Raw genomic sequence first — 13,857 nt, forward strand, 5'->3', positions numbered from 1 at the left:
GGGCCATCGGCGAGGATGACACAAAGCGTTAATATTGTGAGATATATTATTCGGTTTTGAAATGTCCGATGGTATCCGCCAATCGCGCAGAACGTTGGCTTAAGCCGGTGACGGTTTCTGCCGTGTCATGCGTACGTTGCGAGACAGTCTCTGCTGATTGTGCAATGTCTGTGATGCTTTCGCTAATCTCCGTTATGACTTGGGTTTGCTGCTGTGTGGCATTGGCGATGTGTGAGGTCATTTGATTAATTTCGGTGACCATGTTGGCAATATCCACCAAGGCGGCGTTGTTTTGCTGACAGTGGTTCACACAAACTTCCACGGTTTGGCTGGTGGTATCCATATCCGCCACCGCTGACTGCGTCTCTTGGCGCAATGCGGCAATTTTATCGCGAATACTTTCGGTGGAGTCCTGGGTACGAGAGGCAAGGGAACGTACTTCTTCGGCGACCACGCTGAATCCACGGCCTTGTTCGCCGGCACGGGCGGCCTCGATAGCAGCATTCAATGCCAACAAGTTTGTTTGCTCGGCAATCGCTTGGATCACATCGAGCACGGTGCCAATTTCCTCACTTTGCTGCGATAAGCGGCTCATGGTCGCCGTGGCGGCGTCCATACTCGATGACAACGTGCGGATCTGTTCCACCAGATCGTCACCAATTTGCGAGCCTTTATTCACCGCTTGAGTGATATCGTCTGATGCGGTTGAGGCTTGATCGGCGTATTGCGCGACATCCGTGACCGATGTAGCCATTTCCGTCGCCGCTGAGGCCACTTGATGGGTATGCTTGACCTGGTCGGTAACGCGATCGTGCATGGTGACTACGTCTTGGTTAATATCGTTAGCGGCTTGCCCAAGTAATCCAGATGCTTGATGCGCTTCTTGGATCACGGTTTGGAAGCTGGCAAACATCTGATTGAGCGAACGGCCGAGCAGCGCCATTTCATCTTTACCTTTATCCGGCAGCCGTTGAGTTAAATCCTTGTCTTCGGCGATCGTCTTAATCCGTGTGGTCACCGCAATCATGGGTTTAGCAATATTGCCACCCAGTACATAACCAATCAGTATCGCGACACCCACCAGAACCAGCGATGTGAGCACTGTGGCGTTTAAAATAGTGTCTTTCATGGTCGTCACTTGGGCAAGCGCTTCTTGTTGACTAATTTGATTCACCAACGCCCAGCGCTTTCCAAATACATCAATCGGCGCATAAGCGGTATAAACGGTTTGGTTGCGGTAGCTTTTTTCTTCCCCCGTGCCTGTTTGGCCCGCGAGCGCCTGGGCCACACTTGGAGAATCGATTGGCATTTGTCCAGCCGCAGTGTCAGTGAAGTCGATGCGGTTAATCAAACCGGGTTTTACGCCATTGGTGCGTAACAAATTTAAATAGGCCGATTTATCTTCTTGTAACGCGCGTGCCTCGGTACGGAGAGCCTTGTCTGGCCCCACCATAAACATTTCGCCCGTCTCACCAAATCCGGCAGATTGCCAGTGCCCTTGGCCACTTATGACACCGCTTAATCGTGCGATGGGCAGTTTAAAGATCAGCACCCCTTGGGTTTCGCCGTTTTCAACAATAGGGGTAGCGATAAATGAAGCTGGCTCGTCATAGCTGGGAAAGTAAGGGCGATAATCAACAAAACTAATGTCGCCTGCTTGCGCGTCGATAGCTTCTAAAAACGCATCTCCCATCCCGCTGGTGGCGTAGGGACCGGCAAACAAACTGGTGCCAAAATCGATTTCTTTCGCCACCGAATAAACGATACGACCGTTCGCATCTGCTAATAAAATATCTTGGTAGCCAAAGGTTTCGGCAAAACGGTGATAGTTGGGATGGTACTGGGTGTGAACGTTATCGTAGGTTGATCCGTCATTAGTGGTAACTAACTTGTCTTTCTCGCCCAAAGGGTGCGGGCTACCACTGATGTAAAATTGTTGCAGTGTACGTGTGGCGGGGGCGAGCGCGGCGAGGTTGGAACGAGCGTTGGCATTCGTATCGTTAAGCGCCTGGTAGGCATCACCAAAGGTGTCGGTATAGTAATCCTGCAGGGCGCGGCGTGACGCGCGGTCGGTCCGTACTTCACGGCTGTAGCGTAAATAGGCCTGACTAAATGCGTTAACGGCATTTTCAGTCATGGTTGAATCGGCCATTGATGTCAACTGTTGACCGATAAATGAAAAATAACTGCTTAGCTCTGATTGTTTAGCTTCACGGACTGCTTTGAGCTGGCTAATGGCTTGATCTTGCATCTGGTCGCCAAACAATGCAGTGGTGCGATTGGCGAGCACTGCTGCGGTGGCGAGAATACAGATAACACAGGCGGAGATGATTGCCGCAGATACCTTTGTGCGAACTTTCATACTACTAAACTCCTGAACGTCGTGACGACGGTATCAAATGAGGGCACCGTAACGGTGCATGGTGAAGAGGGTGGGGCTTATTCAACAGGCCAACAGCATGCTCAAACGGTTAGATCACACTCGAGCATGGCGACACTATGGTATTGGCCGAACTTTTCACCGACCTCGTTAAGTTGGCCAACTTGCTGAAAGCCAAAACGACGATGAAGCGCCAGTGAAGAGGGGTTAGGGAGTGTGATCAGCGAGTAAGCACGGCGAAGATCTTGCTCTCGCATACCCTCGAGCAAAGTGCGCATCAACTGTGAGCCGATACCGCGACCGCCGGCATCAGGCGCGGCGTAAATCGTGATCTCTGAGGCGATATGAAAAGCCTGTTTAGCGTTGAACGGCGTGTTATAAGCAAACCCAACGATTTGTTGATCTTGCTCTGCCACCCAAGCTTGATAGCGGGAGGACGGATCAAATTGCGCAAACCAATGTTCACGCTCTTGCTTTTGCCAAGGGGCTAAATCGAACGTGATCGCAGTGTGGGTGATGTAATAGTTATAAATGGTATTGATCGCGTCACAATCACGCAACTCCATGCGTCGAATAAGCATTTTCGCTTCCTTTTTGCTTTTTTGCGGCGCATAAGATACCGAAGTTCGTCCCATTCGCCAAGTATTGATGACAAATTGCTCATCTTTCGTTCAAACGCGTGGTACGCAAAAAATCAAAAATTGAGAGAAAACAAACTATCTCGTTATATTAATAAAAAAGGGATTGTGACGTGAAATTGATCGGACTAGCATGAGATCTTCACTTCTCGGCATATAAGGACGCGTTTTGTCAGAGTTTAAAGCGACATCCATTTCTCCGGTCGGCCCGTTTTTCTCGCCTATGGTGCAGGGATACTGGCGATTAGATGATTGGCAGATGACCCCGCAGCAGCGGCTCAGTTTTCTCAAATCCCATATTGATTTGGGAATTACAACGGTTGATCATGCTGATATCTATGGAGACTATCGCTGTGAAACCTTGTTTGGACAAGCGGTAAAATTGGATCCGAGTGTGAGAAAATCGATCCAAGTTGTCTCCAAGTGCGACATTAAGTTGGTCAGCGAGGCGGCCCCTAATCGTAAAATTAATCATTATGACACCAGCTATCATCATATCCTGGAGTCGGTGGATCATTCACTGAAGCGTTTAGGGGTGGAAAAGCTCGACGTGTTATTGTTGCATCGCCCTGATGCATTGATGGACGCGGATGAAGTGGCAGAGGCGTTTACAACGCTTCGCTATCACGGAAAAGTCGCGCACTTCGGGGTATCAAACTTTACGCCGTCACAATTTGATTTATTGCAATCTCGTTGGGACGAATCGCTCGTCACCAACCAGGTTGAAATCAACCCGCTACGTTTTGATGTGATCCACGATGGCACGCTTGATCAGCTTCAGCGTCTTCAGGTAAAACCGATGGCGTGGTCGTGCCTTGCCGGCGGCGAATTATTGACGGGAGAGTCACAACAAGCTGTCCGTGTGCGCGAAACGCTTAGCGCTATTGGTGAGGAGTTAGGCGGCGCGAGTATCGATCAAGTGATTTATGCTTGGGTGATGCGCCATCCATCGAAACCATTACCCATTATAGGCTCGGGGAACATTGAGCGAGTGAAAGCCGCTAAACAGGCTTATGATCTTAAATTAACGCGTGAGCAGTGGTATCGCATATGGGTCGCTTCGAAAGGGCATAACGTGCCTTAGAGCGAAGGTGTTGGTCATTCGTGCGAAGGCGTTGATCAAGGGAAAAATCAACAGACGGTACGTGGTGCCGTCTTTTTATTTTCAGATGAGCAATGGCGACAAAAAGCGTTCAATCCATGGCTTTTCTGGCGCCTTGCTGGCAGGTTGACCGGTGGAGACGTCCTGTTTACCCGCCGGTAGCTGCTATTTTTTAGCCTGAGACATGGAGTGATGCGAGGTAAGCGCAGACACCTCTAGCATCGGTGCGGCATCAATATCGTCTGCATTCATCATTGATGAGATACGTTGGACAGAGGACAGCAGCAGAGATTGTTCCCATTCTTCTAGGTTTTGAAAGCGTGAGATAAAGTTCTCCTGCAGTGGCTTAGGAGCTTGTTCCAATGCCGCTTCCCCTTGTTCGGTCAGGTGTGCGTGCACTTTACGCTTATCAAGCTCGCTCCGGACACGCAAAATCAGCCCACGCTTTTCTAAGCGGTCCAAAATGGTGGTTGCTGTGGCCTGGCTCATGTTGGTATGGACAGATAACTTACGAATCGTCACTTGACCAAGCTCTTTAATCGCACGCATCAGTACCAATTGGGGGCCAGTGATCCCCGATACTTTGTTAAGCTTTCGTGAATGCAAATCGATTGCGCGTATAATTTGCCGCAATGCGACCAGTACTTCTTCGTGTTTTTCCATTACCTCACCTCCACCAGAAAAAATTGCCCCCGAAACTTACAATACCCGCGGTTGTAGTGCAAAGACATCGAGAGAAAAATCGATGATTTATGTTTGTTTCAACGAGAAAATAATCGAAGTGCTTTCAGTCTATTATAACCATTAGAGTTCAAATTAAATCTAATTTATTGTTATTTTTGACTGTTTCAGAGAGTAAGTGCAAAAAATGGCCTATAGTCATCGGTTTACCTAAATAACAGGTCGGATGTGCATTGCAACGTATTGCAGTCAACCTTACACATAGCATAGCCATCACACTTCGCGTAATGAGAAAAATTCTTTGTTGCATTTCGTAACATTATACTTAGAATTCTCTCGTACAAACGATAATGGTTATCATAACCGTTCATATAAGGCGAAGGACAACACGACTATGGAATTGACACCGTTTAAGCGCAACCTGATTGCGCTATCACTATTTGCGGCCCCATTTGGCGCTAATGCGGCGACCCAACAAGAGGTCGTGGCACATTATGCAGACATTGCTCACGCCGTTTTTGCTGATGCTCACACAACCGCGGTTGAACTCGACAGTGCACTGAACGCTTTTGTTGCCGAACCTTCTGAAACAACCCTTCAGGCAGCTAAAAAGGCGTGGCTAGATGCACGTGTGCCTTACCAACAGTCAGAAGTTTTTCGCTTTGGCAATGCCATTGTCGATGACTGGGAAGGACAGCTCAATGCTTGGCCTTTGGACGAGGGGTTAATTGATTATGTCGCGGATGGCTATCAGGCAGAACTCGGTAATGCCGGAGCGACAGCTAACATTATTGCGAATCAACGCATTCAGATTGGCGCCACCGATCTTGATGTTACTGACATCACGCCAACACTGCTCGCAAGTTTAAATGAAGTGGGCGGCTCAGAAGCCAATGTGGCATCGGGCTACCATGCCATCGAGTTCCTGTTGTGGGGACAAGATTTAAACGGCACCAACGCAGGAGCCGGTGAGCGCCCTTATACCGATTTCGCCTATGGTGAAGCGTGTACCCATGACCATTGTGATCGTCGTCGTGATTACTTGAAAGCGGCTGCTGATCTATTGGTTGATGATCTGGCGTGGATGCGTGATCAATGGGCTGAGGGTAACAAAGATAATTACCGTGCGAGTCTGCTTGCCGATTCAAGTGAGAATGGCCTACGCAAAATGTTATTTGGTATGGGATCACTGTCGTTAGGTGAACTGGCGGGGGAGCGAATGAAAGTCGCGCTAGAAGCTAACTCAACCGAAGATGAGCATGACTGTTTTTCTGACAATACGCACAATTCGCATTTTTATAACGAGCAGGGCATTTACAATGTCATGACGGGGACATATCAGCGCGTGAATGGTAATACCTTATCGGGACCGTCAGTCCTTGATTTGGTTAGAGATAAAAATGCCGATGCCGCAGAGGCAATTAAAGCCAGCTTTGATCAAGCGCAGCAGCAAGTTAAAACCTTGGTTGTTTCTGCGGAGGACAACAACGTGTATTTTGATCAGCTGATTGCTGCTGGTAATAACGAAGGGAATCAACTGGTCAACGCATCTATCGCGGCGCTGGTGGATCAGACCAAGCATATTGAACAAGCGGCGCAAGTGATTGGTATTGATAACCTGAATCCAGACACCGCTGATCACCAATTCTAAACGACATATTATTCTAGTTAGCCCCGTGGTACGGGGCTTTTTGCCTTGTCAGGACACACTATGAAGCCCAATGTCATTGCTTACCTTAACGTGACATGTCTTACTTTTTTGGTGACCACCTCCGCACTTGCATTCGAGCGCACATCCGGTGGGGGAACAACCGTTATCAAGGAAGGACCGAACGCCTTTTCCCAACCTGCCGCTAACTTGCCGATGAGTGAGCGCATTGATTTCAGTGTCGGTAATAGCTTTTTTCGTAATCCTTGGGTCAGTTCACCGGCATCAACGGATGCCCGTGACGGCCTTGGCCCATTATTTAATACTAATGGCTGCCAAAATTGCCATATCAAAGATGGGCGAGGCCATCCTCCATCGCCAGGTGATATCAATGCCGTTTCCATGTTGGTTCGGCTGAGTGTGCCAGCGATGAGTGAAGCGGAAAAACAAAAGCTGATCCAATATGGCAATATTCCAGAGCCCAATTATGGCGGTCAACTTCAAGATTTTTCCTTACCAGGCGTCAAGCCAGAGGGCAAAATAGCAATCAGCTATCGCGAAGTACCGGTGACCTTTGAAGACGGTGAGACTGTGACATTACGCCAGCCAAACTTAGCTATTACAGACCTTAATTATGGTCCGATGGCAGAGAATGTGCAGCTGTCAGCGCGGATTGCACCACCGATGATAGGTCTTGGGCTACTCGAGTCGATCCCCGCTGAGGCGATCTATGCGTACGCCGATCCTGAGGATGCCAATGGCGACGGCATTTCCGGGCGCCCCAACCAAGTGTGGGATATCGACACACAGCGTACCGCACTGGGGCGGTTTGGGTGGAAAGCCGGATTACCCAACGTGAATCAACAAAATGCATCCGCTTTTAATGGCGATGTCGGGCTAACAACCTCGATGTTCCCTCATCACAACTGTATGCCGTCGCAGTCGGTGTGCGACGATATGCCCAATGGGGGCGATCCCGAAGTGAGTGATAATATTCTCGACTTTGTTGAATTTTATGCTCGCCATCTCGCGGTTCCCGCGCGTCGTAACATCCAAGACTCGCAAGTCCAACGAGGGCAAGAGATGTTTGTTAATGCTGGATGTAACGCTTGTCACGTTGAGTCGTTCACAACAGCAAAACGTCCTGATCTGGCCGCTCTGAGTGAACAAGAAATTCATCCCTATACCGACTTACTGTTACACGATATGGGAGAGGGGCTAGCGGATCACCGTAGTGAGTTTATTGCTAACGGCCGAGAATGGCGAACGGCACCACTTTGGGGGATTGGTTATACCAAAGAGGTCAATGCTGATGGTACCTACTTACATGACGGTCGTGCTCGAACGTTGATGGAAGCCGTTTTATGGCATGGTGGCGAAGCCGATGGCACCAAACAGCGTGTACTGGCGATGCCAAAAGCGGACCGTGATGCACTGATTGCATTTTTACGTTCATTATAAAAGCACTTATTATAAAAACACCATGCTGGAGTCTTGTGGTATGCGTTTTCGATTTAATCCTATTGTGGTGCTTACGCTCAGCGCCACCGTGTTGCTCGGCGGATGTTTGTCTCAAGCTGAGACAGGGCCTAATCATGGCCTTTGGCAACTACAAAAACAAAGAAGCGAACAGTTTCTCTCTGCAACCAAGGCGCTTGCGCAGACCACACAATCGGTTTGCTTGCAGGGCACGGATGTGGATAAGGCGCGTCAAGCATGGAAGAAGGTTATGACCGCTTGGATGCCTTTACAAGGCGTAGAAAAGGGCTCAGAGCAAGCCTTGGCACAAAGTTGGCGGATTCAGTTTTATCCTGACAAAAAGAATACCACGGGACGGAAAATGAATGCCTTGCTGGCCAGTGATACTACCTGGACCGCGGATGCATTAGCGGATCAAAGTGTGGCCGTGCAAGGTGTCGGCGCGATGGAATGGTTGTTGTATGATCGCCAAGCAAATTTAACTCAGCCAAAACACTGCGAAGTAGCCATGGCCGTCAGTGGGCGTTTGCAGCAAAGTGCAACGGCATTAACCCTAGCGTGGCAGAAAAACCCGTGGTTAGGGATGCCATCTTCGATGGCCACGGCAGAAAAACTTGGCGCACTGACACATCAGCTCGATTATGTGCTTAAAAAGCTTGCCGGCCCTTTGGGCAAACCTGGTTTTCCTAACCCCTACCAAGGAGAAGCCTGGCGATCGCGGCACTCTCTAACACTATTAAGCGAGAGCATTCAAGCGATGCAAGTTCAATATCACGCTGAAGGTGGTATCGAGCAAGCGCTACGCGAGCGAGGCAACCATCAGGTAGCCGATCGTGTTAGCGAGCATTGGCAACTCGCCTATGACAGTGTGCCCAAAGACGGCGAGCCGCTGTTTGATAGGCTCAACAGCGTACCGGGTTATCGTGACATGCTCACCGTCTATAACAATCTGGAATATCTAAAACTCGTGTTGGGTGGTCAAGTCGCACAAGATTTAGGCATAGTTGTGGGGTTTAATGCAACCGATGGCGATTAGTCAGAAACGCCGCCGTTTACTCAAGGCGGCGCTAATGGGCGCGGCTTTACCCACCGTCGTAAATACATTGAGTGGTTGTCGTGGTAATACCGCAGCAGCGCGGTGTGAGTTACTGGGCTGTGCGCTGAGTCGTGATGGCTCTTTCGCGGTGGTTGGCGCTGATCCGTCTGGGCAACCCGTTTTCCGCCTACCATTGCCCGATCGGGGTCATGGTGTCGCCGCTCAGCGACGAGAGGTTGGAACGCTAGGGGTGGCATTTGCGCGCCGGCCTGGTGATTTTATGCAGGTGTTTGACTACCAACGTGGAGTGACGTTGTCACGGATAAGGGCCGCTTCCGATCGTTATTTTTATGGACACGGCGCCATTTCTGATGATGGAAAATGGTTATATACCACCGAGGGTAAACGGCAAACCAGCGAAGGTGTGATCGGTGTTTACCAATTAACCGCGCAGGGGCAGGTAAAAAAAGTGCGTGAAATAAGCGGCTTTGGCATTGGTCCTCATGAGTTAGCGCTGGTGGATACTAACACGTTAGTCGTGGGTGTCGGCGGCATGCATACTGATGGACGCACAGTGTTAAACATTGACGCTATGTCACCGGCACTGGTCTATATCGATATCGACAGTGGCAAAGTGATCGAGCGCGCTGAGCTTGCAAATAAGAAGCTCAGTATTCGCCATTTAATGGTGTCAGATAAGGGTTATGTGGTGACAGGTCAGCAATACCATGGTGCTGATAACGCCCCCCTTGTCGCGATTCATCGCCGTGGTGAGCCGATGAAAATGTTGAATGCTTCACCAGAGCAGTGGTCGCGTTTTAATAACTATGTTGCCAGTATTGCTACCCTCAATGGTTGGATTGTCGCCACGTCGCCCCGTGGCAATTGTTATGGTATTTGGTCGTTAAATAGTGGCGAGTTACTTGGATTGCATCCGCTGATAGATGCTTCTGGCGCGAGTCGCGATGGTGATGTGATTAACCTCAGTGCGGGTAGCGGTAAAATGGTGACGCTAAATAATGCACACCATCCGGATTATAAAATGACGCCAGTCCGATGGGATAATCACTGGATAACCTTAGTGTAATGAATCCATGATAATGTTCTAAACGGCAGTCAATTTTGGCTGCCGTTTTTGTTTCAATACCTTGCGTTGTGATGAGGAAAAACAGACGTTAATTTTGCTTCTTTGCAGTAAAACTTTGCCATAATCATAACAGGGATGAGGAGGGGCGTATGATGAGAAGGCACGATGCCTGGTTGGCTAACCTTCTGATAGTGTTTTGCTTTTTGGTAAAGCCAGTGATGGCCAATAACGCCAGTGAAACGGGGGGAGTACGGTTACTGACTGAACCGCAGATCTCGGGGAAAAGAGTGCCTGATGATCAAACTGTATCGGCGGATGTTCATCGCCAGCGAGCCTACCAGTATGCGCGCGATTGGCTTGAATCGGCGGCACCGGATGCGACCGTATTGGCCTATCCCCAAGCGCTGACTCAAGACTACCTGGATAATGGATTTTCGTTGATTTGGACACAAGATGCGGCGCGAGATGAGTTAGAAACGCAAGTGAATGTGATTTCACTGGCTGGCTTTAGTCCTGAGTTTGAATGGCGAGCATGGCAATTGCGGCAACTTCGTCAGCAGCCCAGCGATGCGGCCTATGATATTTTTGCTACCGATACCGCCTATGCGCTGCTTCGCTATTTAAGTGTGATCCCCGATAAAGGAGTGCAATGGTTTTTTGGCGCGTCTCATCGCACCCCCTTGCCAGCTCCCTTATCGCAAAGGCGTGCTGCGTTATTTAAGGCAGGACTTAACGGGTCACTGGCTCCGTTTTTGCAGCAGCGGCGTCCACAACACTCGCAATACGATGCATTAGTAAAACAAATTGTTCGCTTACAAGAGCAGGCGCAGTCGGTTTGGCCAACGATTCAGGCTGAGAACGTCATATACCCGGACCAAGCGATTGCGACAACGTTAGCGCTTAACTTGGTGGATAATCTGAGGCTACAGGGGTTTTGGGGCAGCTCTGAGCGCTTGGAAGCGATAAATGGCGAGACTGTGCGCTACGGTGGTGACTTGCTTCGCGCAGTTGAACGCTTTCAGCAACAACATGGTTTATCCATGGATGGTATTATCGGCCCAGCAACCGCGAAGTGGTTAAATTTGGACCCACAAGCACGGGTTCGGTTATTGGCACTTAATGCAGAACGGTTGCGGTTGTGGCCTAACGATAATCCCAATCGAATTGTGGTGAACATTCCCGATTATCGCATGCATGTATGGCATGACGATCAAAATGTATTCGAAAGTAAAGTGGTTGTTGGTCGACAATCAAGACGTACGCCGCTGTTTACGTCGCAACTTGATTCGGTGGTGCTGAACCCCAGCTGGAATGTGCCTCGTAGCATTGTGCAAAAAGATATCTTGCCCAGACTGGCGGATGACCAGCAGTATTTGTCTCGCAATCAGTATCGCATTTTGCCTAACTGGCAAAGCAACATCGCTATCGACCCGAGTACGATTAATTGGCAAACCGTGAATGACGACGGCTTCCCTTATCGATTGCAACAGGCTCCGGGTCAAGGCAATGCATTAGGAAAGTACAAGTTTAACACCCCAAACAAAAACGCCATTTATTTACATGACACGCCGGCACAAAGCTTATTTAGTCGCTCGCGCCGCGCGTTTAGTTCTGGGTGTATTCGGGTGGAGCAGGCCGAGCAGTTGGCGGATTTGGTGCTGGATTTGTCCGGGAAACAGTTGTCTAACTACCAAGGGTATTTGGATAAAACACAAACTAAGTGGGTGTCGTTGCAAACGCGCCTTTCCGTGCAAACCATTTACCAAACAGCATGGGTCACTGAAGACGGCAAGCTCGCGTTTCGCGATGATGTATATGCCTATGATAGTCATGCCGAACGACAAATCACCACTCAGGAGCCGAGCTACTTAACCCAGCAACGTGATATATCCTCATCACGGTCACAGTAGTCTCAATCACGATCACAAGAGTTGACAGTCATAGCCCCGCGCCATCAAGACAGAGAGCGCGGGGCTTTGTTTTTTCACCGCGACGCTTATTCACAGTGAGGTACTTTCAGCGAGGTACTCACAGCGAGGTTTAGTCACAAGTGGAGGTTGGGGTAGTGGTTAGATGTGGCGCAATATAGCGTTGGTAGCGCTTGGGTTTTAAACGCTTGAGGTCGACTAAAACCAGTCCATCAATGCAGTCGGCGAAATCAGGATCAACGCCAAAGTCTAAGAATTGTACGCCGCCAGGCTCACATAGCTCACTGTACTGCTTATAAAGCGTTGGGATCCCGACGCCAAGGTGATCGAGTAACATTTTTAGCTTTTTCAGATCGCGCGCATAGTCGTTGCCACAAAAGTGGTCGAGCAACTCACTTTGTTTACTTTCGGCGAGTTGATACGGTCGTTTCGAGCGCGCACAGCGGTTGTCGCCACGAAAGTAGGTGCGATAAAAGAAGATCAGTAGCTCTTTAGCGGGTTGTGGCATCGCGTTGCTGATAGTGACAGGCCCGAATAAATAACGGTACTGTGGGCGATTAGCGAGTAGGGCGCCAATACCTAACCATAAATAATCCAGGCTTCGTTTTCCCCAATATTTGGGCTGAACAAAACTACGGCCTAGCTCTAAGCCTTGGTCAAGAAAAGGCTGCATCCCTTGTTCATAATCGAACAAGCTTGCGCTATAGATTCCTCCAAGCCCTTGATGAGCGAGAGTGGCTTGGGTATCACATAAGCGGTATGCGCCGACGATATCGAGCTCAATCGGATCCCACAAGACCAAATGCCAATAGTATTGGTCGTATTTATCAAGATCACGCCGCTGTCCGGTGCCTTCCCCAACAGCACGAAACGCGACTTCACGTAAACGGCCTATTTCGCGCATCACCGGCGAGTCGGCTTGATAGTCGAGTAAATAAATGAGTTTACCATCGGGTGTCTGTCCGAGTTGCTCGCCGAGTGCGATTGCATGCTTGAGCGCCAGTCGTGGCTCCGGTGAGGCAATCGCAGTTTCGGTGGGAAACAAGCCTTGCTTACGCTTGGCGATCCGGTAGAGGTGTTTGCGAAAGAGTTTAACCCGTGTTTTTACCGGAAGGTTCGCGCTGGCACTGTAACTGTGGTGTGGGATCATTTCGCCCACAGTGAAGGCGATGGTGTTGTTCTCTTGTCGAAACATCTCTTCAACCAGTAACAAAGTCGACAAAGGTTTATAGACCATTGACGCACCATAAAAACGGGCAGAATTTCGCCCGTCAACATGAATCGGCAAAATAGGGGCGTTTGATTTACTCGCCATACGTAAGAAGCCAGAGTGCCAAACACCGTCTCGAATTCCTGTTGGTGCGACGCGCGAAACCTCACCGGCTGGAAAGATAATCAAAGCGCCATCACGCTCTAGCCACTGTGTGATTTGTTGTAGATTTTGTTTAGGCGTTCGGCCTCCCATATTGTTGACTGGCAACAGACAACTGTGAAGTGGGCCGACTTGCATGAGTAATTCATTGGCAATAACTTTAACGTCTGGACGCACTGAGCGTACGAGTTTAAGCAGCGCCAAGCCATCCAGTGATCCGATTGGATGATTGGCGATAATCACTACCCGTCCAGATTCCGGGATCCGCTCTTTTTCTCTATCGCTGACCCGATAGCTAAAGTTAAAATAATCCAGCACCTGTTCAACAAACTCGAACCCTTGTAGATGCGGGTAGCGTTCAGCAAACGCTTGAAACTCCTGCTCATGAAGTAAACGCTTTAACGTTTTACTGACGGGGCGCATGAGCCAACCGCGCTGTTCTAACCGGGGGTAATGCGACGATAATACTTTATCAATATCTAACATAAGCAGCCCTGCATACAATA

The 13,857-nt window shown here is 49.5% G+C and carries 10 protein-coding genes; 6 read left to right on the forward strand and 4 right to left on the reverse strand.

The genetic code is table 11. The annotated features are described in order from the left end of the window. Positions 1–46 precede the first annotated feature (46 nt). Positions 47–2,362, reverse strand: coding sequence for a methyl-accepting chemotaxis protein (locus BZG78_RS07330; RefSeq protein WP_077660801.1), 2,316 nt, complete (start codon positions 2,360–2,362; stop codon positions 47–49). A gap of 101 nt (positions 2,363–2,463) precedes the next feature. Next, a complete protein-coding gene (locus tag BZG78_RS07335; RefSeq protein WP_021023624.1) occupies positions 2,464–2,961 on the reverse strand; it encodes a GNAT family N-acetyltransferase in 498 nt (165 codons plus the stop codon). 280 nt (positions 2,962–3,241) lie between these two features. On the opposite strand from BZG78_RS07335, the gene BZG78_RS07340 reads away from it, so the two are divergent. Next, positions 3,242–4,102, forward strand: coding sequence for an aldo/keto reductase (locus tag BZG78_RS07340; RefSeq protein ID WP_051109700.1), 861 nt, complete (start codon positions 3,242–3,244; stop codon positions 4,100–4,102). Between the two features lie 183 nt (positions 4,103–4,285). Here BZG78_RS07340 and BZG78_RS07345 read toward each other — a convergent pair whose 3' ends face one another. Further along, the gene (locus BZG78_RS07345; RefSeq protein ID WP_021023622.1) at positions 4,286–4,783 is read right to left on the reverse strand and encodes a MarR family transcriptional regulator; all 498 of its coding nucleotides are present in this window, start codon (positions 4,781–4,783) and stop codon (positions 4,286–4,288) included. Between the two features lie 412 nt (positions 4,784–5,195). Between BZG78_RS07345 and BZG78_RS07350 the strand changes: the two genes are divergently transcribed. From BZG78_RS07350 to BZG78_RS07370, 5 genes are all read left to right on the forward strand, one after another. Continuing rightward, positions 5,196–6,452 carry an imelysin family protein gene (locus BZG78_RS07350; RefSeq protein ID WP_077660802.1) on the forward strand — a complete coding sequence of 419 codons (1,257 nt, stop codon included), beginning with the start codon at positions 5,196–5,198 and terminating at the stop codon, positions 6,450–6,452. 60 nt (positions 6,453–6,512) lie between these two features. Beyond that, complete coding sequence (locus BZG78_RS07355) at positions 6,513–7,910, forward strand: di-heme oxidoredictase family protein (protein ID WP_077660803.1); 1,398 nt, start codon at positions 6,513–6,515, stop codon at positions 7,908–7,910. A gap of 40 nt (positions 7,911–7,950) precedes the next feature. Then, a complete protein-coding gene (locus BZG78_RS07360) occupies positions 7,951–8,964 on the forward strand; it encodes an imelysin family protein (RefSeq protein ID WP_158011789.1) in 1,014 nt (337 codons plus the stop codon). Continuing rightward, positions 8,945–10,051 (forward strand): DUF1513 domain-containing protein, encoded by a 1,107-nt coding sequence (locus tag BZG78_RS07365; RefSeq protein ID WP_077660805.1) that lies wholly within the window; start codon positions 8,945–8,947, stop codon positions 10,049–10,051. Before BZG78_RS07360 ends, BZG78_RS07365 begins: the two co-directional genes overlap by 20 nt. Before the next feature lie 149 nt (positions 10,052–10,200). Further along, positions 10,201–11,961 (forward strand): L,D-transpeptidase family protein, encoded by a 1,761-nt coding sequence (locus BZG78_RS07370; protein WP_077660806.1) that lies wholly within the window; start codon positions 10,201–10,203, stop codon positions 11,959–11,961. A gap of 130 nt (positions 11,962–12,091) precedes the next feature. Here BZG78_RS07370 and BZG78_RS07375 read toward each other — a convergent pair whose 3' ends face one another. Further along, positions 12,092–13,837, reverse strand: coding sequence for a GNAT family N-acyltransferase (locus BZG78_RS07375; RefSeq protein WP_077660807.1), 1,746 nt, complete (start codon positions 13,835–13,837; stop codon positions 12,092–12,094). Positions 13,838–13,857: the final 20 nt, after the last annotated feature.

This window comes from Salinivibrio sp. MA351, assembly GCF_001996065.1.
Classification (GTDB): Bacteria; Pseudomonadota; Gammaproteobacteria; order Enterobacterales; family Vibrionaceae; genus Salinivibrio; species Salinivibrio costicola.

Bases quoted from the DNA above. Each gene is read 5' to 3' on its own strand.
- BZG78_RS07345 (WP_021023622.1), bottom strand. From the start codon at position 4,783: ATGGAAAAACACGAAGAAGTACTGGTCGCATTGCGGCAAATTATACGC.
- BZG78_RS07335 (WP_021023624.1), bottom strand. From the start codon at position 2,961: ATGCTTATTCGACGCATGGAGTTGCGTGATTGTGACGCGATCAATACC.
- BZG78_RS07350 (WP_077660802.1), top strand. From the start codon at position 5,196: ATGGAATTGACACCGTTTAAGCGCAACCTGATTGCGCTATCACTATTT.
- BZG78_RS07330 (WP_077660801.1), bottom strand. From the start codon at position 2,362: ATGAAAGTTCGCACAAAGGTATCTGCGGCAATCATCTCCGCCTGTGTT.
- BZG78_RS07370 (WP_077660806.1), top strand. From the start codon at position 10,201: ATGATGAGAAGGCACGATGCCTGGTTGGCTAACCTTCTGATAGTGTTT.
- BZG78_RS07365 (WP_077660805.1), top strand. From the start codon at position 8,945: ATGCAACCGATGGCGATTAGTCAGAAACGCCGCCGTTTACTCAAGGCG.
- BZG78_RS07340 (WP_051109700.1), top strand. From the start codon at position 3,242: ATGGTGCAGGGATACTGGCGATTAGATGATTGGCAGATGACCCCGCAG.
- BZG78_RS07355 (WP_077660803.1), top strand. From the start codon at position 6,513: ATGAAGCCCAATGTCATTGCTTACCTTAACGTGACATGTCTTACTTTT.
- BZG78_RS07375 (WP_077660807.1), bottom strand. From the start codon at position 13,837: ATGTTAGATATTGATAAAGTATTATCGTCGCATTACCCCCGGTTAGAA.
- BZG78_RS07360 (WP_158011789.1), top strand. From the start codon at position 7,951: ATGCGTTTTCGATTTAATCCTATTGTGGTGCTTACGCTCAGCGCCACC.